This is a genomic window from Streptomyces sp. NPDC053493, from assembly GCF_044544825.1.
In the GTDB taxonomy this organism is placed as follows: domain Bacteria; phylum Actinomycetota; class Actinomycetes; order Streptomycetales; family Streptomycetaceae; genus Streptomyces.
Genome location: NZ_JBITXS010000003.1, coordinates 236336 through 258595, shown reverse-complemented (window position 1 = coordinate 258595; position 22260 = coordinate 236336). Strand labels below are relative to the sequence as shown.

Sequence of the window (22260 nt, the reverse complement as noted above, 5' to 3'; positions counted from 1 at the left end):
TCGCCGCGCGCGGTCACAGGCGTGCCGCGACCGCGCCGACGGCGTCGACCGCACTCGCGTACTTGCCGCGCAGCACGGTGGCGTGGTGCGCGATGTCGGCCGCGGCGGCACGGGCGTCGTCGAGACCGTGCGCGCCGGTGATGCGCAGCCCGGTCCACGCGTGCGCGACGGACTCGACCGCCCGGCCCGCCCCGGCGAGCTCCGGGTCGCCCCATTCCCGGCCGCAGCGGCGCAGCAGCTCACCGTGCAGTGAGGCCTGCGCCTGCATGCCCCAGCCGAACGGGTACAGCTCGCGCAGCGCGCCGGCGTCGCCGGCCCGGCAGCGGTCGACGAGTTCGGCGGCGAAGGCGTCGAATCCCGCGAGCCCGGTGCGGTCCCGGCCGGCCGTGGTGAAGCCCTCGATGTCGGTGCGCAGGTATCCGCCGAGCAGCTCGGGAGTCAGCGGCGGCGGCGTGGCCTCGAGCCGGACGTCGAGGCAGCGCCTGCCGATCCGGGAGTCGCTGAAGAACGCGTCCTGCACGTCGGTCGGGTTGGCCGAGCCCCAGCTGCGCAGGAAGGCCTCGATGGGGACGGCGCCGCGGAAGGCGGGCGGCATGGCGTCGGAGACGTAGACCACTCCGCGTACCTCGTCCAGGCCGTAGACCACCACGAGGTGGGCGGCGTGCACGTCGCCGTACGCGGGCCGGAAGGGCAGGTGGAAGTTGTCGACCGCGGCGATGACCGGCCGGTCGTCAGCGAGCGACTCGCGCATCTCGCGCCACAGGTCGTTCTCGTCGGCGGGCTGCCACCAGCGGGCGTGCAGTTCGTGGTGCGGCGCGAGCGCGGCACCGAGGTCGGGGCCGGATCCGTCGCCGTCGGCGGGGCCGGGCGGGCACGGGTAGTAGAACTCCTCGGACCTGACGTCGCCCGGCAGGTGCAGGAAGCGCCACCCGGCGCCGAGCACCGCCAGCGGGTCGGCGCCCGCCCGGGCCACCAGCGTGCCGAAGGTGGCCTGCAGGCAGCTGATCAGGTCGCGGTACCACAGCTCGGGTTCCGGTCCGGTGATCATGTACGTCCGCTCCGTCACGTCACTGGTCATGCTCCGACCTCCGCCCGCTGCAGGGTGACCGCGAAGAGGTGCACCGCGACGTTGCGCGGCAGCCGGATGCCGGCCAGGCCGGCGCGCCGGGTGACCGGCACCCGCTGCGCCCACATGACCGCGGACACGCCCCGCTGCACGTGGTGCGGGTAGTGCATGACGAGGCTCTCGAAGGCCTTGACCTCGCCGAACCAGGCGGGCGCCGACCAGAAGTCGGAGACCCGCAGGGCTTCCGCGTCGACCGAGCCGTCGGCGAAGTTCAGCTCGACGGTGTCCTCGCAGCGCCGCTCCGAGGCCGCCAGGACGTGCACCCAGTCGTAGTGGCCCTCGGGCACGGCGAGGAACTGTCCGTCGCAGCGGATGTTGTCCGGTCCTTCGCAGACCGGAGGGAACCGGAAGGGAACTCCGGCCACGTGGACGAGACTTCCGCCCGCGGGCAGGTACTCGGCGGCAAACGAGTTTCCCCATACGTTGAACGCACCCGCTTTGGTCTCCGTTGCCGCGGAGATGGCGGTGTTGTTGCGATGGCCGGATATGTCGACCGGATCGCACAGCCGGGTAATGGCGGAGGGCACCGGCATGTCCGTCAAGTGATCCCCCTCACTGGAATGCCGTTTGATATTCCTAAGTTAGGCCGCTGACGCGCGGATCTCGTCCACACCGTGATTACCTCGAAAGTCCGAAGTGGCTGTTCCGGTGTACCCGCCGGGTAATCCCGGCGGCTGTTTCCGGTGGCTCTTCCCGGACGGGAGGTCACGGGCGGAGTGCGGCGGCGCGCAGCTCCTCGTAGTACGGCAGGTGGTAGTCGCGGTAGCCGCGCAGCACCGGGTTCGCCTCGACCACCTCGGCGCCGCGGCCCGAGCCGCGGGTGAAGCCGGCGGTCTGGCTGGTCGACTCGTGCCACCGGCTGGTGGCCTGCCACTCCGAGCGCATGCCCGGCTGCCAGTTCAGCGCGTCCGGCAGGAAGGGGATGCCGACCGCCGTGCAGTACGCCCGTACGGTCTCGGCCGGCCGGTCGAGCAGGTCGTCGGAGTCGATCACGACCGGCGTGCTGCCGGTGGCCTCGCGCACGGCGGTGAAGATCTCGTGCAGCCAGGCGAAACCGACCTCGTCGCGGCCGAGTTCGGGATTGAGCTTGTAGTGCGAGGCGATGGCCTCGGCGGGGTGGCGGATGATGAAGGTGTGCGTCGCCGCCCTGAGGAACTCCTCGTCGGCGAGCAGCGCCGGGTAGTGGAAGTCCGTGGTGTCCTTGAAGAACACCGGCTTCCGGGTCGCCATGGCCCGCAGCGTCGCGAGCACGTCCTGCTCGCTGCGCGCGAGTTCCTCGCCGACCTTCACCTCGCCGAAATCGACCACCTGGGAGAACGGCTCGTGCACGACGACGCGGTCGTCCCGCTCGGCCATCATCCGCGCGAACGCGGTGGAACGGCTGCGCGGCGCGCTCCACAGCGCGAGCACCGGTATCCGTTCTGAGGTGTGGTCCACGGTTTTCCCTTCCCTACTGGCGCGGCTGGTGTGCAACCGGGCGGAAAGCGTGCGGTGAACAAGATGAGCTAATTGCGGCAGGTGTTCGGAATCGACTCAAGGGTGGCACGGGCGGCGCCCGGCCCGGGTAAGCGAGATACGCAGCCGCGCGGGAGCGAAGTAAACGCGATGCGTCGCCGTGGATGAGCTTGTCGCGGACGCGCACTGTGCGGGCCGGGCCGTAACGTCCGTTCGACGCGGCAGACCGGTTGCGCCGTCCGGTCAACCGGTGGTCCTACTACGGAGGTCACGTGCCAGCGACACCAGAGCACCCGGGTGACGGCGGGATCGCCGTACTCGCCAGCAGGGTCGGCGCGGACGAGAAACGCCTGTTCGACGCGTTCGACCGGCGCGGTGTTCCCTTCGACCACGTCGACACGCGCGGGCAGTGGTACCTGGCCGGGCGGCGCGGTCTGCCGTGGAACCTCGTGCTGAACCGCGAGATCGGCCAGGCCCGCGCGGCGTACGCGGCCCGCTCGCTCGCCGCGGCCGGCGTCGAGGTGGTCAACAGCGCCGAGGCGACCGAGGTGTGCGGCGACAAGTGGCTCACCACGCTGGCCCTGGAGGCGGCCGGGCTGCCGACACCGCGCACCGCGCTCGCCCTCACGCCGAAGGCCGCGCTGGACGCGCTGGACTCCCTCGGCTATCCGGCGCTGATCAAGCCGCTTGTCGGTTCCTGGGGCCGGCTCGTGGTCCGGCTGCCCGACCGCGCCAGTGCGGAGGGCGTGCTCGAGTACGTCGCCGCGCTGCCCGGCCCGCAGTCGCACCTCGGGTACGTGCAGGAACTGATCGACAAGCCCGGCCGGGACATCAGGGCGATCGTGGTCGGCGGCCGGCTGCTCGGCGCCGTCTACCGGACCGGCGAGTTCTGGCGCACCAACGTGGCGCTCGGCGCGCAGACCCGGCCGTGCGAGCCGTCGCCGGAGATCACCAAGCTGTCGGTCGAGGCGGCCGCCGCCGTCGGCGCCGACATCGCCGGCGTCGACCTGATCGAGGACCACGACGGCCGGCTGCTGGTCCTCGAGGTCAACCACCGGGTCGAGTTCTCCGGCTTCCAATCCGCTTTCGGCGACCGCGTCGATGTCGCGGACCGCATCGTCGAACACCTACTGGAGCGAGCGCAACGATGAACTGGGCATTCACTTCGTCCGGCCATGTGACCGAGACGAGCGCCGTCGGGCTGCTGCGCGGCATGCTGGAGATCCCTTCCTCGTCGTACCAGGAGCGCGCGCTGGCCGACTTCCTCGCCGAGGCGATGGCGGACCTGGGTTTCGAGGCGCACATCGACACGGTCGGCAACGTCATCGGCGTCATCGAACGCGGCGACGGCCCGACGCTGATGCTCCTCGGGCACATGGACACCGTGCCGGGCCAGGTCCCGGTCCGCTCCGAGGACGGCAAGCTCTACGGGCGCGGCGCGGTGGACGCGAAGGGACCGCTCGCCGCCATGATCTGCGCCGCCGCCGGCGCCGTGGACTTCCCCGGCCGGATCGTGGTGATCGGCGTGGTCGAGGAGGAGACGCCGTGCTCCCGCGGCGCGATGGCGATCCGGGCCACCCACGACCGGCCGGACGCGCTGATCGTCGGCGAACCGAGCGGCTGGTCCAGCGTGGTCATCGGCTACAAGGGCAAGCTCGACCTGCGCTACACCGTCAAGTGTCCCGCCACGCACCCGAGCAACCCGGAGCCGAAGGCCTCCGAACTGGCCGTCGCCTGCTGGGACGCGCTGGTCGAGCTGCTCGGGCCGGAGGCCGGCCACGGTGTGTTCGCCCAGCCGGGCGCCACGCTCGTCCAGCTCAACGGCGACCTCACCTCGGCGACGGCGGACCTCAGCGTCCGCACACCGCCGGGCTTCGACGTCGAGAAGCTGGTGAGCGAGCTGCGCGACCGGCTGCCGGCCGGCCGTCTCGAGGTGCTGAACTCGGTCGCGGCGTGCCGGGCGGACCGGTCCAACCCGGCGGTGCGCGCGCTGGTGTCCGGCATCCGCCGGCTGCACGCCCAGCCCCGCCTCGTGGTCAAGACGGCCACCTCGGACATGAACACCCTCGCCGAGGTGTGGGACATCCCGATGGCGACCTACGGCCCCGGCGACAGCAGGCTCGACCACGCCGACACCGAGCACATCGTGCTGTCGGACTACCTGCGGGGCATCGACGTACTGTCCCTCGCCATCTCGGAGTTGGCGGCCCTGTCCGCCGGTTCGAAGGAGCAGGTGACCGACGCGCCGCTGGCCGAAGGGAGTCTTCGATGACCGGCATGACCCAGCGGCTGGCGGCGCTGCCGGCGGAGCGCCGGGCAGGGTTCCTCGCCCGGCTGAAGGCGCAGGTCGAGGAGGCGGCCGGGCGCGGCCCGACGTCCCGCGGTGACACGGGCCCGGCACCGCTGTCGTACGCGCAGCAGAGCCTGTGGTTCCTCGACGGTGCGGCGACGGACGCGCCCGCCTCCCGGGTGCCGCTGTGCCTGCGGCTCCGGGGCGAGCTGGACGTCGGCGCGCTGCGTGCGGCGCTGGCCACGGTGGTGGCCCGGCATGAGGCGCTGCGCACCCAGATCGTGCGGCGCGAGGACGGCCCGACGCAGGTCGTCGCGCCCGGCGTCGCGGTAGAACTGCCGCTGGTCGAGGCGCCGGGTGAGGACCCGGAGCACCGGCTCGCCGCCGCGCGGGCGCTCGTCGAGGAGCGGATCGCCCGGCCGCTCGACGTGAGCAGGACGCCGCCCTGGCGGGCGACGCTCATCAGGGTGGCGCCGGACGACCATCTGTTCCTGTTCGTGGCGCACCAGCTGGTGTGCGACGCCCGGTCGCTGGAGCTGCTGACGGAGGAGCTGGCCGAGGTCTACCGGGCGCTGCGCGACCAGGACGCGCCACGGCTGCCGGAGCTCGCCGTGCACCACCCGGACCACGCGGCCTGGCAGCGCGAGGCGCTCGGCGGCGCCGAACTGGACCGGCTCGCCGCGTACTGGCGGGAGACGCTGGCGGGCGCCGAGGTGCTGGAGTTCCCGACCGACCGGCCGCGCGGCGAGTCGCTCACCTTCGCCGGCGACGTCGGCGCCTTCGCGGTCGGGCGCGAGCGCCTGGAGCGGGCGAGGGAACTCGCCCGCGAGGAGGGCGTGAGCCCGTTCGACGTGCTCGTCGCCGCCTTCTTCACCTTCCTGCACCGTTATTCGGGTCTGGACGACCTGGTGATCGGCTCGCCGGACGAGAGCCGGAGCCATGACGCCGTGTCCTCGGTGATCGGGCCCTTCACGCGGCTGACGGCGCTGCGCGCGGACCTGTCCGGCGACCCGAGCTTCCGCGAGCTGGTCCGGCGGGTCGCGCGCGTCACGTCGGAGGCGCGGGCCCACGGCGAGCTGCCCTTCGACCGGCTGGTCGACGCCGTCGACCCGACCCGCGACCCGTCGCGCTCCCCGCTCTTCCAGATCTCCTTCGCGCTGCGGAAGGAGGGCGCCGCCGCCGGCCTGCCCGGTCTCGTGACGTCCACGGAGACGGTACGGACCGGCGCCTCCCGGTTCGACATGAGCTGGAACGTGGTGGAGCCGGCGGACCCGGGCGCCGACGCGCTCCTGGGCATCGAGTTCGACACGGACCTGTTCGACGGCGAGAGCGTCGCCCGCTTCGCCCGGCACTACGACGGGCTCCTGGGCACCCTCACCGCCGCGCCGGACGCGCCGTTGTCCACGGCGGAGGTGCTGAGCGCCGCCGACCGGGAGTTCCTGGCCGAGGTCGGCCGCGGCCCGGTGCGGCCGGTGCGCGAGACGACCGTCGTGGAGGAGTTCGAGGCGCGCGTCCAGGAGGCTCCGGACGCGGTCGCGGTCGTCGTCTCGGACGTCCCGACCAGCTACGCCGAGCTCAACGCCCGGGCGAACCGGCTCGCCGCGCTGCTGCGCGAGCGCGGCGCCGGACCGGGCGAGCGGATCGGTCTGTGCCTGCGGCGGAACGTGGACCTGCCGACGGCGGTCCTCGCGGTGCTCAAGACCGGTGCGGCCTATGTGCCGCTCGACCCGACGCACCCGCCCGGCCGTCTCGCGGAGATCGCCGCCGACGCGGGTGTGCGCGCGGTGATCGCGCACGCCGAGGTCTCCGCGGCCGTGGAGCAGGTCGCGGTGCCCGTCGTGACCCTGGACGACGTCCGCGCGGAGCTGGCGGCGCTGCCCGACGGCAACCCTCCGCTCGCCGCTGCGCCCGGCGACGTCGCGTACATCATCTACACCTCCGGCAGCACCGGCCGGCCCAAGGGCGTGCTGCTGGAACACCGCGGTGTCGTCAACTTCATCGACTCCACCCGGGACCTGTTCGAGCTGACACCGGCCGACCGGGTGCTCGGCTTCGCGTCGGCCACCTTCGACGTCTCCGTCTTCGAGACGTTCTCCGCGCTGCTGACCGGGGCGCGCCTGTGCCTGGCGACCGAGGACGAGCGGCTGTCCATCGACCGGCTGCAGGCGCTGATGGAGCGGGCCGGCATCACCGTCATCGACCTGCCGCCGACCGTGATGCCGCTGCTGGCGCCGGAGAGGTTCACACACCTGCGGATCGCGTTCGTCGGCGGCGAGGCGTTCAGCGGCGAGCTGGTCAACCGGTGGAACCCGGGCCGGCGGCTGTTCAACGGCTACGGCCCGACCGAGTGCACGGTGACGATGATCGTCGAGGAGTGCGCGGGCGTCTGGGACGCCTCGCCGCCGATCGGCCTGCCCATGGCCAACCACGTGGCGCACGTGCTCGACCGCGACCTGCGCCCGGTGCCGGTCGGTGTGCCGGGCGAGCTGGTGATCGGCGGCGCGGGGCTGGCGCGCGGCTATCTGGACCGGCCCGAGCTGACGGCGGAGAAGTTCGTCGCCGACCCGTTCGGCACCGCGCCGGGCGGCCGGCTCTACCGGACCGGAGACCTGGTCAAGCGGCTGCCGGACGGGCGTCTGGTCTTCCTCGGCCGGATCGACCAGCAGGTCAAGATCCGCGGCCTGCGGATCGAACTGGGCGAGGTGGAGTCGGCGTTGGCCGGTTTCCCCGGCATCGGCCCGGTCAGCGTGCAGGCCTGGGCCGACGACGCCGGCGACAAGCACCTGGTCGGCTACGTGACGGGCGTCGGCGAGCAGCAGGTGCCGTCGGTGCGCGAGCATCTCGGCACGCTCCTGCCCTCGTACATGATCCCGTCGTTCTTCGTCGTCCTCGACGAACTCCCGCTCACCAGCAGCGGCAAGGTCGACTGGCGCAGGCTGCCCGCGCCGGACCCGACGTCGGCGGGCGACGGGGCGGGCGACGAGCCGAGCACCGCGACCGAACGGATCCTGCTGCGCGAGGTGCTCGCTCCGCTGCTGCGCAGCGACCGGCTCGGGGTGCACGACGACTTCTTCCTGGCCGGCGGCAACAGCCTGCAGGCCGCCCAGCTGATGTCGGCGATCAACCGCAGGTTCGACGTGGAGATCGCGCTCGGCGACTTCTTCGTCTCGCCGACCGTCGCGCACCTGGCCGCGACCGTCGACGCCGTCCGCGCCGCGCGGACCGGTGACGACGACCCGCTCGACCTCCTGGAGCGGCTGTCCGGCGGGCAGGCCGCCGCGAAGGACCCGGCACGGGCCGCGTCGACGCCGGCCGACCGGGCCCCGGTGCCGATGCGGGCGCCCGCCCCGCCCCGGCTGATCCTGCTGCACCCGTCGGGCGGCGAGCTGTTCTGCTACATACCGCTGGTCAGGGCGCTGCGCGAGGGCATCGGCGTGGCCGGCTTCGCCGCCGACCCGCTCGACGCCGCGGTGCCTCCCGGTGAGGCCATGACGGCGACCGCCGCCCGGATCGCGCGGGCGCTGACCGCGGCGGAGCTCCCGGAGTCGTACTGCCTGGCGGGCTGGTCCTACGGCGGCGTCCTCGCCTTCGAGGTGGCCCGGCAGCTGGAGCGGGAGACCGGACAGCGGCCGCCGCTGGTGCTCCTGGACGCCTCCCACGAGGAGGACGTCGTCGGCGAGGACGGCGCCGCGCTGGACGAGCGGACGATTCGGCGGCGGTTCGTGCACGACGTCGCCCGGCTCGCGGGCCAGGACGGCCCCGAGGTCCGCGCGGTCCTCGACGACCCGGACGCCGATTTGACCGACCTCAGGAAGACGCTGACGTCGCTCGGGGTCGAGCTGGAGCTGACCGACGAGGAGCTGGACGGCCGCTACGCGACCTTCCGGTCCTGCGCGCTGGCGCTGCAGTCGTACCGTCCGCCGGGCCCGTACGGCGGTCCGGTCACCCTGCTCGCGGCCTCCGGGAGCGCCGCCGGGGAAGAGGAGTGGCGGGCGGTGTGCACGGGCCCGTTCCAGGCCGACGAGGTGCCCGGCGACCACTACACCCTGTTCGCGGAGCCGGCGTTGAGCCGGATCGTCGCCGCGATCGAACGAACGCTTGCCCCCTGAGGAGACGCACATGCGGTTCGGATTCACCGAGGAACAACAACGGTTCCGGGCGGACGTGCGCCGGGCGCTGCGCTCGGCCGAGGTGCGTGCGGCGGTGGCGGACGCCACTCCCGCGGACGGCGTCGAGCCGGACATGCGGCCGCTGTACCGGCTGCTCGGCAAGCTCGGGCTGCTGGCCGTGCACTGGCCCGCCGCGTTCGGCGGGGCGGACCGTCCGCTCACCGACGCCGCGATCGTCGCCGAGGAGCTGGTGCGCGCGGGGGTGCCGGACACCCTGCACGTCAACACCATCCAGATCGTGGGCCAGTTCCTGCTGATGGCGGGCAGCGAGGAGCAGCGGCGACGGCACCTGCCGGCACTGGCCGCCGGTGAGCGCTTCGCCTCGGTGCTCTACACCGAGCCGGACGCCGGATCGGACCTCGGCGCGCTGCGGACGGTGGCGGAGCCGGACGGCGACGGCTACCGGATCACCGGCACGAAGGTGTTCAGCCTCAAGACGCGGTTCGTCGACCTCGGCCTGTGCGCGGCCCGTACGACACCGGACGCCGGCAAGTACCAGGGCATCAGCCTGTTCCTGGTCGACATGAACGCACCCGGTGTGACGGTGTCGCTGATCCCCGGTGTCAGCGACGAGCAGTTCCACCGGGTCGACCTCGACGCGGTGCCGGTGTCGGGCGACGACCTCCTCGGGCCGCGCGACCAGGGATGGCCGCTGCTGAACGAGGCACTGGCCATCGAGCGCACCGGCCTCGACTACTACCTCAAGGCGGAGCGCTGGCTCGGGGCCGCGCTCGAGGCGCTGATCGACCGCGATCCGGACTCCGCGCACGAGGCCCACCTCGAGCAGATCGGCCGCTGGGACGGCGCGCTCGCCGCCGACCACGCGCTGGCCTGGGAGGTGCTCGCCGGGCTCGCGGCCGACCGGGTGGATCCGGTCGCGGCCGCCGTCGCGAAGTACCACAGCAGTGAACTCGCCCAGAGCATCGCGGGCTGGGCCGCCGACATCCCCGGCCCGCGGCAGCGGGCCGAACGCACCCGTGCGGCCGTGATCCTGGACTCCGCCTACCGGGAGGCGCCGGGCCTCACGCTGTCGGCGGGCACCTCCGAGGTGATGCTGCAGATCATGGCCGCCGCGTTCGACTCCATCGGACAGGAGAAGCGCTGAGATGGACCTGACACCCGATCCGCTCCTCGTCCAGCTGCGCAAGGCCCTGCGTACGGGGCTCGCCGGCGTCCCCGTACGGTCCGAGGTGCACGGCGCGCCGGTGGCCGACGGCCCCACCGGTCCCACCCGGGCCGTGCTCGACGAGCTGGGCGCGGCCGACTTCGAGCGGCCCGCGGCCGCCGGCGGCCTCGACCTCGGCCTGACCGCCGGAGTGCTGGTCAGCGAGGAGCTCGGCCGTGCGGCAGCCGGGAACTCCTACCGGGCCGACGCGTTCGCGGCCGACGCCGGCGGCCCGGCGGGCTCGGTCCCAGCCGGTCTGGAGGCAATGCCGGCCGGCACCGCGGTCACCGCGACACCGCGCGCGGACGGCTGGGAGCTGACGGGCACGGCCACGGTCGAGGACCCTGGGTCCGGGCCGCTGCTCGTGGCCACCCGTACGGACGGCGGGCCGGTGCTCGTCGCGGTGGCGCTCGACGCGCCCGGCGTCCACGTCGAGACCGGCTGCTGGCCGCCGGCCGTACGGTTCGAGGCCACGCCGGTCACCGCCGCGGACGTGGTCGGGGAGCTCGACGACTCCCCCGCCGGCCCGCTGGCCCGGGCGCGGCTGCGGCAGGCCGCGTATCTGCTGGGCATCGCCGACGGCGCGCACCAGATCGCGGTGCGCCACGCCGGTGTCCGGCGGCAGTTCGACACCAGGCTGCGGGATCTGCCGGCCGTGGCCTTCCCGCTGGCGCGTGCCATGGTGGCGCTGCGGGCGACCCGGGCGGCGGTGTACCGGGGAGCCTGGCTGATCGACTCCGGGCACGAGGAGGTCGGCACCGCGTCGGTGGTGGCGCTCGCGACGGCCGCCGAGACCGCGCGTGACGTGGTGCGGTCGTGCATGCAGAGCGCCGGTGTACGGGCGATGACACCGGAGCTGGGTCTGCACCGGTTCTTCCGGCTGGCCGCGGCCGAGTCCCCACGGTACGGCGAGCCGGCCGCACTGTGGCGGCTGGCCGGCGCCGCCCGCCTCGAACTGGCCAGGCGCGCCTTCGCGAAGGACGCTCCGGAACTGTCGGTCTCGGCGACGGCGGGCTCCCGCTAGGGCTGTCCGCACGCGAGCGCGCCCCCGGCTTTCTCGAGCCGGGGGCGCGGTCGTACGGTGTCGTGTCCGGCCGAAGCGGCTCAGATGAGTCCGGACTGGTAGGCGAGGGAGACGAGTTGGGCGCGGTCGCGGACGCCGAGCTTGGTGCGCACGCGGTAGAGGTGGGTACGGACGGTGGCCACGCCGATGGTCAGCTCGCGGGCCACCTCCTCGGTGGACATGCCGCGTGCCACCATCTGGGTCACCTCCCGTTCGCGCGGGGTCAGTTCGGTCACTTCCGGCGGCGGCTCGCACTCGGCGGTGTCCGGCTGCTCGCGGAACCAGGTGACCAGACGCTGCGCGATGTCCGGCGCGAGCACCGTCCGGCCGGCCGCCGCCGCCCGGATCGCGGTGATCAGTTCCTGGGGACTGGCGTCCTTGCCGAGCAGACAACACGCGCCCGCGTGCAGCACGTCGCTGACGGTCTTGTCGGCGTCGGAGATGCGGGTGAAGACCACGATGTGGGGCGGTGTGTCCTCCTTGCCGAGCCTGCGGATCATCTCCAGGCCCGAGATCGTCCGCAGGTTCAGATCGGTGACCACGACGTCGGGCCGCTCGGTGCGCACCTGGACGATGGCCTCCATGCCGTTGTCGGTCGTGCCGATCACGTCGATGTCCGGCACGGCGTCGAGCAAGGTCCGTAAGCCGTCGCCGATGACGGGTAGTTCGTCGCAGATGAGTACCCGAATGGTCATTGTGTTCCGCCTCCGTGGGGGTAGAGGAAGCCTCGCTCGACTGCGGACGAGATCGTCGCCGCGCCGAGTCCCAACCGTCTGATCGCCGCACCGGTGACCAGCGATCCGGCCGGTGCGACCGACGGCACCGGAACCGGCCATGAGCTTGATCGTGTCCGCGCTCTGTTCGGCCACGGCTGACCCCGGAGTCCTGCCGGCGTCACGCCGGACAGCGACACCACGAAGGACGCCGCATCGATCACCAGGGTTGTCAGGTCGTCGACGGGTCGTTGCGGAGGGCCGCCGAACCCGAAGCCGTCGCCGGTCTCGGCGACCGGCGGGCCGGCCTGCCGTCTCGCGTCGAGGCCGCTCGGGCCCGCGGTGTGGTTCCCCGTTTGACGGATGTGGTCCGCATCTGAATCTCCCCCTAGTTGTACGCGACAACCTCACGGGTCGCGTCGCTCGCCGCCCGTCGTGATGTCGGCGAGAACGCTCCCGGCCCTGCCTCATGCGCGATTGTTGGGGACGAGTGGCTCTGTCGTGTCGGTTGCACGCGAAGATCGAGCCTAGGAGGTTCTAATTCATGTTTCGAGCGAGTGTCAAGAGACGTCAGGTGGCGTGCGGAGAACGTTCGCACGCCCGCAACAGACGCACACATCTCGCCAGTTGAAGAGGTCAGAAGGTGGCCGCGACGGATCGGCGCGCGCCAGCTCAGGCGCCGACGAAGACGGTTTCCGGCCATAGTCCAGGCGTGCCTGCCGCATACGGTGCGAGGTCAGTACGCTGCTCGATGTTGTCTAGAGAAGCCGCCTCGTAACGGCTCGAACGTTTCACATGATGTTCGTACGACTGACCGGCGCCGCGCTGGCCGCGCCCGGCATGGGAAGGACAACCCGATGAGCCTGGTCGATGTGCACACGGAATGGGACCCGCTCGAAGAGATCGTCGTCGGCACCATGGAAGGCGCCCGGATGCCGATCGTGGACCGGAGCCTCCTCGCGACGGAGTTCCCCGACATCGACGACCCACGGCAGATCGCCACCGGCCCGTACCCGGCCCAGGTGGTCGAGGAGACCGAGGCCGAACTCGAAGAGCTGGCGAACCTGCTCACCGGCCTCGGCGTGACCGTGCGGCGCCCCGGCGGCCGCGACCACAAGGCGGTCCTGTCCACGCCGGACTGGAGCACGGACGGCTTCTACGACTACTGCCCCCGGGACGGCTTCCTCGCCGTCGGCGACGCGATCATCGAGACACCGATGGTGCTGCGGGCCCGCTGGCTCGAGGGCTTCGCCTACAAGGACCTCTTCCTGGAGTACTCCGAGAGCGGCGCGCGCTGGCTCTCCGCGCCCAAGCCCCAGCTGGCCGACGACATGTACGAGCCGAGCGCGCCGCCCGGGAAGCGGCTGCGCGACCTGGAGCCGGCCTTCGACGCGGCGAACGTGCTCAGGTTCGGCACCGATCTGCTCTACCAGGTCTCCGACAGCGGCAACATGCGCGGCGCGCGCTGGCTGCAGTCGGCGCTCGGCTCCCAGTACACGGTCCACCCGTGCGACGACCTGTACACGTCCACGCACATCGACTCGACGATCGTGCCGCTGCGCCCCGGTCTCGTACTGATCAACCCGGCCCGGGTCAACGACACCAACATGCCCGAGTTCCTGCGCGGCTGGGACCGCATCGTCTGCCCGGAGCTGGTGGACACCGGCTTCGTCGGCGACCACCCGAAGTCGTCGGTGTGGATCGGCATGAACTTCCTGGTGGTCGCGCCCGGCAAGGCCGTCGTGGACAAGCGCCAGACGGGCCTGATCCGGGAGCTGGAGCGGCACGGCGTGGAGGTCATCCCGTCGCAGCTCACCCACTCCAGGACGCTCGGCGGCGGCTTCCACTGCGTGACGCTCGACGTCCGCCGCACGGGCGAGCTCGCCACGTACCGGTGACGTAGCCGCGACGGGGCCGCTGCCCGCAGAGCGGGCGGCCGGCGAGGCCGAACCGTCCGCGAGGCCGGGCGGCGGGCGAGGCCGGAGCGGCCGGCGAGGCCGGGCGGCGGGCACAGCCGGAGCGGCCGGCGAGGCCGGGCGGCGGGCACGGCCGGAGCGGCCGGCGAGGCCGGGCGGAGGGCGACGCCGGGCGGCCCGCACGACCGGACCGGCCGCGAGGCCGAACCGCCCGCGAGGCCGGGCGGCGGGCACGACCGGGCGGCCCGCACGGCCGAACCGCCCGCGAGGCCGGGCGGCGGTCGGCCGCGGGAGGAGACGGCTCCCGGACGCGCGCTCTCCGGGGCGCCCGCTCCTTGAGCGTGGGCGTCCCGAGACGCTCCGCGGGGATGCCCGCGCAGCCGTCGCAGCCCGCACCGCCCCGCCCCACCTCGGCCTTCCCCTTCCGTCAGCGCGACGCGGCGGGCTCGAGCCCCGAGTCGATGACGAACTCCGCGAGTTCGCGCGCCGCGGTCGCCGGCGGACGGTCCTCCGGGCGGGAGGCGCCCGTGGCCAGCAGGCCGTCGAAAAGGATGAGGAGCTGGTCCGCGGCGAACGCCGGGCGCGCGTGGCCGAGCCTCGTGAGCTCGGCGGTGAACAGCTCGCGGAGGGTGCGTCGGTACGCGCGCGTCACCTCGTGCCCGGGATGCTCCGGGTCGGTGAGCGCGAGGTCGGCGGCGAGATAGCGGCAGCCGTGGAAGTCCGGGCCGGCGGCGATCCGGCCGAGCCGGTCGGCGACCGCGAGGAGCCGGGCCCGCGGGTCGTCGCCCGCGCCGTCCATCGTGACGCGGTACTGCTCCGCGTCCTCGGCGGTGCTGCGCCGCAGCACCTCGGCGATGAGACCGTCCTTCCCGCCGAAGTGCTCGTACAGCGAACGGCGCGCGACCCCCGCCGCCTTGAGCAGCGCGTCCACGCCGACACCGACGCCCTGGGAGTAGGTGAGCTCCTGGGCGGCGAGCAGGAGCCGTTCGCGGGGACCCGGCTTGGCGGAGGTGGTCATGAGGCGATTCTGCCAGCACTTGACGCGGTAGATCAACCGGTCTATCTATATCCCTCGGAGATTGTAGACCGACCGGTCTATCTCTTTCGAGGGGGCGTCATGTCCGTACGCAGCACCGCCGAAGTCATCGACCGTTTCAACCGCGCCTTCCTCGACCACGAGGCAGCCCTCCTGGCCGGCCTGATCGCCGAGGACTGCGTCATGGAGAGCGTCCAGCCGGCACCGCGCGGCGAGCGGGTCGTCGGCCGCGAGGCCTGTATGGAGTGGTGGACGGTCCTCGCCGAGGACACCGCCCGGCAGTTCACTCCCGAGGAGGTGATCGTCGCGGGCGACCGCGCGACGATCGTGTGGACCTACCGCTTCGGGGACGGCCCCGAGGAGTGGGTGCACGGCGTGAACGTGATGCGCGTGACCGACGGCCGGATCGTCGAGGCGCTCGGCTTCAGCAAGACGGCCGGAGAGCTCCGGCTCGCCACCGAGCCCGACGCGGCCTGAAGCGGCCCCGCCCCGAGCCACGTCCGCGGCGTCCGCCACCTCACCCGAAAGGCACTTCCGCCATGCGCAGTTACCACCTGTCCCACAGCGGCGCCGGCCTGTCCGGCCTCTCCGTCCGCGAGCACGACACTCCCGTTCCCGGCCCCGGCGAGGCCCTGGTCGCGGTGCGCGCGACCTCCCTGAGCTTCCGCGAACTCATGGTCCTCGACGGGACCTACGTCCTGCCGGTCAGACCCGATGTCGTCCCGGTCTCCGACGGCGCCGGCGAGGTCGTCGCGGTCGGTCCGGGCGTCAAGACCGTACGCGTCGGCGACCGGGTGGCCGCCACGCTCTTCCCTTCCTGGCAGGACGGCCCGTTCGCGGTCGAGCACCTCGCCCAGCGCGGCGGCTCGCTGGACGGCATGCTCACCGAGTTCGCGGTGCTCGACGCGGACTCGCTCGTCACCGTCCCCGCGCACCTGTCGTACGAGGAGGCCGCGACCCTGCCCTGCGTCGCGGTCACGGCGTGGAACGCGCTCACCGGCGACGGCGCGGGCGTCGGGCCCGGCGACACCGTCGTCGTCCAGGGCTCCGGCGGTGTCTCGCTCTTCGCGCTGCAGTTCGCGAAGGCCCTCGGAGCGCGGGTGATCGCCACGACCAGCAGCCCGGTCAAGGCGGCCCGGCTGCGCGAGCTCGGCGCCGACGAGGTCGTCGACTACGCGGCCACGCCGGACTGGGCCGCCGAGGTCCGCGTCCTCACCGGCGGCCGGGGCGCCGACCGCGTCGTCGACGTCGCGGGCCTGCTCCACGAGTCGGTCCGCGCCGTCGCCCTGGCCGGCACCATCGCCTGCGTCGGCTTCACCGGCAACGCCGCGCCACCGCTCGACACCGGCGCCCTGTTCGCGTCCGGCGCGACGATCCGTACGGTGGCGGTCGGCAGCCGCGCCCAGTTCACCGCGATGAACGCCTTCATCGAACGCCACGGCCTGCGGCCCGTCGTCGACCGCGTCTTCCCCTTCGACGCGGCCGTCGACGCGTACCGTCACTACGCCTCGGGCGACTCCTTCGGAAAGGTGGTGGTCAGCACCGCCTGACCCGCCGTCAGGACCGTGCGTCGTCAGAACCAGTGCAGGCAGTGCGGCGCGCGCTCGGGGCGGAAGAGGGCGTCGGCGAGGAGGGCCGCGCCCGGGTGGTGGGCCCGGACGTGACCGGCGCGCACGAGCGTGCTCGGGGCGGTGCCGCCGAGGTAGAGCGAGCCCAGGTCGCGGATGTCCAGGGACAGGTCGGGCTCCCGGTCCGTGGAGACGCAGTCGGCCTTGCCGTCCCGGACGGTCAGCAGATGGCGGCCGCGCTCGCCGAGGAACGGGTCGTCGACGTCGAGGACCAGCTCGCCGTCCGTGCTCCAGCCGCGCGCGGTCAGCGCGCCGGGGACGTCCAGGATCCGCACCCACAGCCAGTCGGTGTCGTCGCTCACCTGGCCGGCGCGGAAGTCCTCGAACTGCCAGCGCAGCGGGTGGTCGGGCGGGAAGTGCTTGAACACGACCTGACCGACCAGGTCGTGGGAGAGCAGGAAACGGGCCAGGGCCGTGAAGGCCGCGTCGTCCGTGGCGACGGTCTCGTCGACCGTGAGGACGTCCGGGTCGCCGATCGCGTAGCTGGCGTAGCCGTCGGGAACGCCGTCGGCGTCGCGGTGGACGGCGATGTAACGCGGCGCCGACGAGACGGGAGGCTGGCCGGCGCCCAGGTCCCACCAGCGGTGCGGCCGGGACAGCGCGCCGGGCTGTGCGCGGCGGTAGCGGTCGTAGACCTCCTCCAGGACGGCGCCGCACTCGGCCCGCCGCAGCACCTCGACCGAACCGCCGTCCGCACCGGCCGCGGCCCGCGCCGGGGCGAGGGCGGACCGGTGGCGCGGCACGGTCAGCCGCCGCGTGTACGTCGCCGGGCCGTATCCGAACCTGCCGTAGATCGCGCCCTCGGACGCCGTCAGCACGGAGAGCACCTCACCGCGGGCGCGCAGTTCACCGAGCTGATGCCGCATCATCGCGCTGAGCACACCCTGACGCCGGTGCGAGGGCAGCACGCCGACCGTGGTCACTCCGGAGACCGGGACGAGGACCTCCCCGGGCAGCGTGAGCTCGAAGGAGTACGCCCCTGCGGTCCCGACCGGCCGCCCGTCCGTCGCGACCGCCAGCAGGTTGCGGTCCATCTCGAGCGCCGACCACCAGACTCCGCGGCCCTCGGCCGGCGTGTCCCAGAAGCGCCCGAACGCGGCCTGGAGCGTACCGACGAAGACCTCGCGGTCCTCATCGGTCGTGGAACGGATCTCCATCGCTGACGTTGCCTCCCCGGAAGATGCGACACCACGGCCGTGATGTCCCGCCCCAGTGCAACGGCCGTCCGACGACCGGGTCAAGCGAATTAGAGGCGCCGCCGCTTCCTCCTGACAGGGGCCGGTGCCGCCTTCTCGGAGCCGGGGCGACACGGTCGGCGGGTGAGGGTTCAGCGTGGCCCCCTCTTTGCTTTCCGGCCGGAGTCACTCCGGAACGATCAGCGATCCCGGACGGTGCTGATGTCGGCGAGGGTTCGCTGGAGGCGGCGGATCGCCTCTTCGGCCTCCGTGTACTCCTGCACGGTCGGGCGGACGGCGCCGAAGGTGGGGCCGTCCTCGGCGGTCAGGGCGCGCCAGTGCAGGATGGGCGTGAGGGCGGTGGCCGCCGCGCCGAGGAACCAGGCCAGGCGTCCGTGGACGTGGGCGAGGGCGATGGCCACGTCGGCAAGCGCCTCCCTCAGGTGCGCCAGCCGGTCGACCGTGGACAGAGTCTGCTGGGCCTGCGGAGTGCCGACGGCGGCGCCCAGGTCGGCGGCGGCCTTCGCCGCGACGGTGCGGTCGTCGGCCTCCGGCACCCACGTCCGATCGCGGAGCAGCCGCTCGGCTTCCAGTGCCAGATCCTCGATAGCCGTTCTCATGTTCACACCGCCACTCTACGGCCGTTTTGGATCATCGGCGGCAGAGCTGTCGTGATCGATCGCTCACACCCTGGCGCACCGCTACGATCTGCCTCGCCGGCCTCCTCAGCGAGGCGATCCCGAAGAGGCGTCCAGCGGCGACGCACGGTGGCAGTGGCCTGCTCAGTCGTCGAACCACACAACGAGGCGCACGTTGTCGTCACCGTGCTGTTCTGCGAGTTCTCTCATCGCCTTCCAGACGGGTTGCCACTCGCCGGTTTCGGTGACGGCGTCTCTGCGGCAGATGGTGACCGATCGGTAGAGGGTGTCGCCGACGAGCCACTCACTTCCTTCGGGCCACTCCCGGACCTCGCTGGCTTTCAGGCCGACAGCCTCCGCGAATGCCCGGCTCCAGGACGCCTTGCCCGTCATCCTGAGCCCGCTCGACGTCTGGCGGTATTCGTGAAGCCGGCTGTCGGGCTTCTCCGCGGGTTCGTCCCAGTCAACGGCCTTTACTTCGGCCCACGTGATCCACGTGGTGCCGTGGAAGCCATCCGCGCCGTACCACTCCGTCAGCTGGGCGAACCGCGCACTCACGGTGGCCGAGGCGTCGGCGGGAAACCCCCTCCCGGCGGCCAGGGGACGGAAGTTCGCGTAGTTCCGGACCCCGAAGAGACAGCCGAACGCGTCGTAATTACGGACATCGTTGAGCGAGTCGAGGTCGTGTGCGCAGTACCAGACCGGCTCCTGATCGTCTTGCAACCTCCGGTACTCGAGGAAGCCGCTTATGTCTGTGCCCATGCCAGGCATTCTCCCGACACCGTCAAATGATTTCGGACCCGGCCGACGGCTACAGCACCGCGCCATCTCGTCAGAGCGGCCTCACGGATACAGCACCGGGAAGTGCGCCTCCGCCCAGAGAGGACGGAGCGCGCCCGGCGTGCCGGTGGCGGGGGCGGTGGCGGACTCGTCGGCGGCGTCGGTCCGCCATGTCCTGGCCGGGGCGCCGGCGGCGTCCATGGGTTCCCATCCCGGGTCTCCGGTGGTGGCGAAGTCCGCCCACGCCCGGACCATGCGGCGGGCCAGGTCGCGGTCCGCGGCGTCGGGCGCCCCGCCGATGAGGAAGGCCAGGCGTTCGTCGTCGACGTTGCCGAAGGCGAAGGGGACATCCGCGCAGTGCCACGCCCGGACGGGGCCGTGCGGGCGGGTGCGGCGGCGGTCGAAGCGCGACAGGAAGGTGCGGCCGCCCGACCGGGCGTGGTGCTCGGCGAGCCGCTCGGCGAACTCCGTGAAGAGCAGGTCGCCGAAGACGCCGAGGTAGACGTCGGCCACCGGAGCGTGCGGCAGCGCGGCGCGGTAGCCGGCGACGAGGCCGTCGGGAAGGCCGAAGTCCTTCGCGAAGCGTTCCAGCCGCTCCTCGGTGGTGATCTTGGCGCAGCTGCCGACGGCGTCGAGGAGCCAGTACTCCTCCGTGGTGTGGCAGACCAGCAGGTCCACGTCGCGGGCCGCGCCGGCGGCGATGCCGGTCAGCGGGTCGACGGGCAGGACGTCCCCGTCGAGGACGGGCGCGTAGAGCGAGGGGTCGTAGTGACGGGATCCGGCCTCGGGATCGTGCCGGTAGGCGTCGACGACCTGGTCGGCGGCGCGGACCAGGTCGTGCGGGCTCGCGGACGCCAGGCCCTCGGGCGTGGCGGGGCAGCCCGCCGCCGCGGCGATCTCGCGGGTGGTCGCGGCGGCGATGTCGAGGGTGTAGCAGGGGCTCGCGGGGCTGTGGGCGACGGCCCGGTGGAACAGGCCGCGGGCGCGGTCCATCACCATCAGGCAGGCGACCGAGGCGGCTCCGGCGGACTGGCCGGCGACCGTGACGTTGCCGGGATCGCCGCCGAACGCGGCGATGTTCTCCCGCACCCAGCGCAGGGCCGCGACCTGGTCGAGCAGGCCTCTGTTGTCCGGGTGCTTGTCCGGGTGCTCGCCCGCGTCCGCGGTCGGGACGTGGCCGAAGCCCTCGAATCCGACGCGGTAGTTGAGGGTGACCACCACCAGGCCGGCCTCGGCGAGGGCGGTGCCGTCGAAGTCGGGCTGGGCCGAGGAGCCGAAGGTGTAGGCGCCGCCGTGGATCCAGACCAGGACGGGCAGCCGGTCGCCGGCCGCGGCCGGCGTCCATACGTTCACCGTGAGGACGTCCTCGTCGCCCGGTGACCACCCGGGAGCTCCGGGCAGTTGGGCCGACTGCGGACAGACGGGACCGAAGCGGGTGCAGTCCCGCACTCCCGCCCACGGGGCCGCGGGCTGCGGCGCGCGGAAGCGGTGGGCGCCGAACGGCGGGGCGGCATAGGGGATGCCGAGGACGGCGACGACCTCCGCGGAGGCCCGCAGGCCTCGTACCGCACCGCTGTCGGTGGTGAAGACGTCCATGGGAATTGCCTCTCGCTCCACGCGTGTGACCTGGTCGGACGACCGGGCCTGTCGATGTCGCCAGCTTCGCATCACCCGGCACCCGGACTCCAACACCAAGATCAACACGATTGACGCGTCCACGATGTGAATCCCGCCCGCTACCACCAGGGTTGGAGGCGACCGGTCAACCCCCGGTTTGACGCGGCCGCCTGGTGCCGTGCGTAGCGTGTGGGCCGTCGACGCACTGACCGGCGTCGGCTCGGCGCACTGACCGGCGCCGGCTTCTACGGGAGGAAACAGCATGCGCATGAACAGGAAGCTCGCGGCCCTCGCCGGCGGCATCGCGCTGACCGGCGGTCTGCTGGCCGGAAGCGCGGGCACCGCCAGTGCAGCACCGTCGGCGCCGTCGGCGGCGTCGGCGGCGTCGGACTGTCCGTCGGGATGGTTCTGCGTCTGGTCCGGGCAGAACTACACCGGCCACATGCAGAAGGTCGCGGGGAACAACGCGGACCTGACCGGGTTCTCCGTCTTCCAGGGCTTCAAGTCCTGGTACAACCACGGCGCTTCCTGCGACTACCGGTGGTACGGCGCCAAGAACTACGGCGGCGAGACCGCCGTCGTCGCACGGGGAGCCAAGGGGACGGGCGCCACGGTCTGGGCCCAGGCCTCCAACAAGTGGGTCAACTGTCGCTGAGGGAAAGCCAGTTGGCAGCGCAGGGTTGCCGGAGGCCGGTTGCCGGAGGCCAGTTGTCACGCACCCGAGGGCGGCGCCTCACCAGAGGCGTCGCCCTCCGCCGCGCCCGCGCCTGCCTCCCGCTCCCTCACCTGCTCCTTCTCCGCGCCCAGCAGGCGTTCCGCCCGATACGGAGAGGTGTCCAGCTTCGCGAGGACGCCGACGCTCGCGATGTTCGGCAGGATCAGCTGGTAGAGCCGGGCGATCTCCTCGGACAGGTCGCGGGATCCCGGCAGCGCCTCCGTCACCAGCTGGACGCCGGTCCAGGCGCCGACGGCGAGCCGCGCGATCTCCTCCGGGACGGCGTGCGGCAGCAGTTCGCCGCGCTCCTTGGCCGCCACCAGCAGGTCCAGGCCCAGGTCGATCCAGTCCGGCCAGCGGGTGCCGAACAGGCTGCGCGCCATCGGGTCGACGGACAGCTGCACGGCGGCGCGCAGCATCGGCTCCCGGGGCAGCCGGTGGGCGAGCAGCAGGCCGAGGTCGACCCATTCCTGGAGCTTGTACGTCTGGGGAAGGTTGCCCTCGCGGGTCACCGCGCGCTCGAGCACGCCGCGGGCCAGCGCGTCCTTGGTCGGGAAGTGGAAGTAGAGCGCGCCGCGGGTCAGGCCGGTGCGTTCGACGAGGGCGGCGATGGTGGCGGCTTCGTAACCGACCTCGATGAAGAGGCTCGCCATGGCCTCGAGGATGGACTCACGCGTCCGGATCGCCCGCTCCTGCCGCGCCACGTGGCCGCCCTCCTCAGACTCTCCCCACGCCCCGGCGGAACGTTGACCGGTCAACGTCGAACGACCGAAG

19 protein-coding genes are annotated in these 22260 nt (G+C 72.7%); 9 read left to right on the top strand and 10 right to left on the bottom strand.

The genetic code is table 11. From position 1 onward, the window contains the following. Positions 1-13: 13 nt before the first annotated feature. The 3 genes from ACIGO8_RS11175 to ACIGO8_RS11165 all read right to left on the bottom strand — a co-directional run bounded on the left by ACIGO8_RS11175 (position 14) and on the right by ACIGO8_RS11165 (position 2563). Positions 14-1078 carry a BtrH N-terminal domain-containing protein gene (locus ACIGO8_RS11175; protein ID WP_399727382.1) on the bottom strand — a complete coding sequence of 355 codons (1065 nt, stop codon included), beginning with the start codon at positions 1076-1078 and terminating at the stop codon, positions 14-16. Next, entirely contained in the window at positions 1075-1491 is a 417-nt protein-coding gene (locus ACIGO8_RS11170; RefSeq protein ID WP_399727379.1) for a hypothetical protein, read from the bottom strand. The genes ACIGO8_RS11175 and ACIGO8_RS11170 overlap by 4 nt, the downstream gene beginning before the upstream one ends. 340 nt (positions 1492-1831) lie before the next feature. Then, a complete protein-coding gene (locus ACIGO8_RS11165; RefSeq protein WP_399727376.1) occupies positions 1832-2563 on the bottom strand; it encodes a sulfotransferase family protein in 732 nt (243 codons plus the stop codon). 290 nt (positions 2564-2853) lie between these two features. On the opposite strand from ACIGO8_RS11165, the gene ACIGO8_RS11160 reads away from it, so the two are divergent. From ACIGO8_RS11160 to ACIGO8_RS11140, 5 genes are read left to right on the top strand one after another with little or no spacing between them, the layout of a single operon-like run. After that, complete coding sequence (locus tag ACIGO8_RS11160) at positions 2854-3732, top strand: RimK family alpha-L-glutamate ligase (RefSeq protein ID WP_399727374.1); 879 nt, start codon at positions 2854-2856, stop codon at positions 3730-3732. Beyond that, positions 3729-4853 carry a [LysW]-lysine hydrolase gene (locus ACIGO8_RS11155; RefSeq protein ID WP_399727371.1) on the top strand — a complete coding sequence of 375 codons (1125 nt, stop codon included), beginning with the start codon at positions 3729-3731 and terminating at the stop codon, positions 4851-4853. The genes ACIGO8_RS11160 and ACIGO8_RS11155 overlap by 4 nt, the downstream gene beginning before the upstream one ends. Continuing rightward, a complete protein-coding gene (locus ACIGO8_RS11150; RefSeq protein ID WP_399727368.1) occupies positions 4850-8980 on the top strand; it encodes an amino acid adenylation domain-containing protein in 4131 nt (1376 codons plus the stop codon). The genes ACIGO8_RS11155 and ACIGO8_RS11150 overlap by 4 nt, the downstream gene beginning before the upstream one ends. A 10-nt stretch (positions 8981-8990) precedes the next feature. Further along, entirely contained in the window at positions 8991-10145 is a 1155-nt protein-coding gene (locus ACIGO8_RS11145) for an acyl-CoA dehydrogenase family protein (protein ID WP_399727365.1), read from the top strand. 1 nt (position 10146) lies between these two features. After that, positions 10147-11229: an acyl-CoA dehydrogenase family protein gene (locus ACIGO8_RS11140; protein ID WP_399727362.1), complete on the top strand. Its 1083-nt coding sequence runs from the start codon at positions 10147-10149 to the stop codon at positions 11227-11229. A gap of 80 nt (positions 11230-11309) precedes the next feature. Here the strand turns inward: ACIGO8_RS11140 and ACIGO8_RS11135 are convergent, their stop codons facing one another. Continuing rightward, positions 11310-11963 (bottom strand): response regulator, encoded by a 654-nt coding sequence (locus ACIGO8_RS11135; protein ID WP_399727359.1) that lies wholly within the window; start codon positions 11961-11963, stop codon positions 11310-11312. A gap of 875 nt (positions 11964-12838) precedes the next feature. Between ACIGO8_RS11135 and ACIGO8_RS11130 the strand changes: the two genes are divergently transcribed. After that, the gene (locus tag ACIGO8_RS11130) at positions 12839-13879 is read left to right on the top strand and encodes an inosamine-phosphate amidinotransferase 1 (RefSeq protein WP_399727356.1); all 1041 of its coding nucleotides are present in this window, start codon (positions 12839-12841) and stop codon (positions 13877-13879) included. A gap of 445 nt (positions 13880-14324) precedes the next feature. On the opposite strand, the gene ACIGO8_RS11125 is transcribed toward ACIGO8_RS11130, so the two are convergent. Further along, positions 14325-14915 (bottom strand): TetR/AcrR family transcriptional regulator, encoded by a 591-nt coding sequence (locus ACIGO8_RS11125; protein WP_399727353.1) that lies wholly within the window; start codon positions 14913-14915, stop codon positions 14325-14327. A 99-nt stretch (positions 14916-15014) separates the two neighbouring features. Between ACIGO8_RS11125 and ACIGO8_RS11120 the strand changes: the two genes are divergently transcribed. Together ACIGO8_RS11120 and ACIGO8_RS11115 are read left to right on the top strand one after the other, a co-directional pair. Further along, positions 15015-15410: a nuclear transport factor 2 family protein gene (locus ACIGO8_RS11120; RefSeq protein WP_399727351.1), complete on the top strand. Its 396-nt coding sequence runs from the start codon at positions 15015-15017 to the stop codon at positions 15408-15410. A gap of 62 nt (positions 15411-15472) precedes the next feature. Beyond that, positions 15473-16483, top strand: coding sequence for an NAD(P)-dependent alcohol dehydrogenase (locus tag ACIGO8_RS11115; RefSeq protein ID WP_399727349.1), 1011 nt, complete (start codon positions 15473-15475; stop codon positions 16481-16483). 23 nt (positions 16484-16506) lie between these two features. Here ACIGO8_RS11115 and ACIGO8_RS11110 read toward each other — a convergent pair whose 3' ends face one another. From ACIGO8_RS11110 to ACIGO8_RS11095, 4 genes are all read right to left on the bottom strand, one after another. Then, entirely contained in the window at positions 16507-17718 is a 1212-nt protein-coding gene (locus ACIGO8_RS11110; protein WP_399727347.1) for a GNAT family N-acetyltransferase, read from the bottom strand. 218 nt (positions 17719-17936) lie between these two features. Then, positions 17937-18356 carry a hypothetical protein gene (locus ACIGO8_RS11105; RefSeq protein ID WP_399728510.1) on the bottom strand — a complete coding sequence of 140 codons (420 nt, stop codon included), beginning with the start codon at positions 18354-18356 and terminating at the stop codon, positions 17937-17939. Positions 18357-18518: 162 nt separating this feature from the next. Then, positions 18519-19136 (bottom strand): hypothetical protein, encoded by a 618-nt coding sequence (locus ACIGO8_RS11100; protein ID WP_399727344.1) that lies wholly within the window; start codon positions 19134-19136, stop codon positions 18519-18521. A gap of 81 nt (positions 19137-19217) precedes the next feature. Continuing rightward, positions 19218-20750, bottom strand: coding sequence for a carboxylesterase/lipase family protein (locus tag ACIGO8_RS11095; RefSeq protein ID WP_399727341.1), 1533 nt, complete (start codon positions 20748-20750; stop codon positions 19218-19220). Positions 20751-21033: 283 nt separating this feature from the next. Between ACIGO8_RS11095 and ACIGO8_RS11090 the strand changes: the two genes are divergently transcribed. Further along, positions 21034-21426: a peptidase inhibitor family I36 protein gene (locus ACIGO8_RS11090; RefSeq protein WP_399727339.1), complete on the top strand. Its 393-nt coding sequence runs from the start codon at positions 21034-21036 to the stop codon at positions 21424-21426. A 56-nt stretch (positions 21427-21482) separates the two neighbouring features. Here ACIGO8_RS11090 and ACIGO8_RS11085 read toward each other — a convergent pair whose 3' ends face one another. Then, positions 21483-22190, bottom strand: a complete 708-nt coding sequence (locus ACIGO8_RS11085; RefSeq protein ID WP_399727336.1) for a ScbR family autoregulator-binding transcription factor — start codon at positions 22188-22190, stop codon at positions 21483-21485. Positions 22191-22260 lie beyond the last annotated feature (70 nt).

Excerpts from the sequence above, each read along its gene's own strand:
- ACIGO8_RS11110 (WP_399727347.1), bottom strand. The coding sequence starts at position 17,718 with ATGGAGATCCGTTCCACGACCGATGAGGACCGCGAGGTCTTCGTCGGT.
- ACIGO8_RS11095 (WP_399727341.1), bottom strand. The coding sequence starts at position 20,750 with ATGGACGTCTTCACCACCGACAGCGGTGCGGTACGAGGCCTGCGGGCC.
- ACIGO8_RS11150 (WP_399727368.1), top strand. The coding sequence starts at position 4,850 with ATGACCGGCATGACCCAGCGGCTGGCGGCGCTGCCGGCGGAGCGCCGG.
- ACIGO8_RS11175 (WP_399727382.1), bottom strand. The coding sequence starts at position 1,078 with ATGACCAGTGACGTGACGGAGCGGACGTACATGATCACCGGACCGGAA.
- ACIGO8_RS11140 (WP_399727362.1), top strand. The coding sequence starts at position 10,147 with ATGGACCTGACACCCGATCCGCTCCTCGTCCAGCTGCGCAAGGCCCTG.
- ACIGO8_RS11120 (WP_399727351.1), top strand. The coding sequence starts at position 15,015 with ATGTCCGTACGCAGCACCGCCGAAGTCATCGACCGTTTCAACCGCGCC.
- ACIGO8_RS11115 (WP_399727349.1), top strand. The coding sequence starts at position 15,473 with ATGCGCAGTTACCACCTGTCCCACAGCGGCGCCGGCCTGTCCGGCCTC.
- ACIGO8_RS11125 (WP_399727353.1), bottom strand. The coding sequence starts at position 14,915 with ATGACCACCTCCGCCAAGCCGGGTCCCCGCGAACGGCTCCTGCTCGCC.
- ACIGO8_RS11135 (WP_399727359.1), bottom strand. The coding sequence starts at position 11,963 with ATGACCATTCGGGTACTCATCTGCGACGAACTACCCGTCATCGGCGAC.
- ACIGO8_RS11155 (WP_399727371.1), top strand. The coding sequence starts at position 3,729 with ATGAACTGGGCATTCACTTCGTCCGGCCATGTGACCGAGACGAGCGCC.
- ACIGO8_RS11090 (WP_399727339.1), top strand. The coding sequence starts at position 21,034 with ATGCGCATGAACAGGAAGCTCGCGGCCCTCGCCGGCGGCATCGCGCTG.
- ACIGO8_RS11100 (WP_399727344.1), bottom strand. The coding sequence starts at position 19,136 with ATGGGCACAGACATAAGCGGCTTCCTCGAGTACCGGAGGTTGCAAGAC.
- ACIGO8_RS11130 (WP_399727356.1), top strand. The coding sequence starts at position 12,839 with ATGAGCCTGGTCGATGTGCACACGGAATGGGACCCGCTCGAAGAGATC.
- ACIGO8_RS11145 (WP_399727365.1), top strand. The coding sequence starts at position 8,991 with ATGCGGTTCGGATTCACCGAGGAACAACAACGGTTCCGGGCGGACGTG.
- ACIGO8_RS11105 (WP_399728510.1), bottom strand. The coding sequence starts at position 18,356 with ATGAGAACGGCTATCGAGGATCTGGCACTGGAAGCCGAGCGGCTGCTC.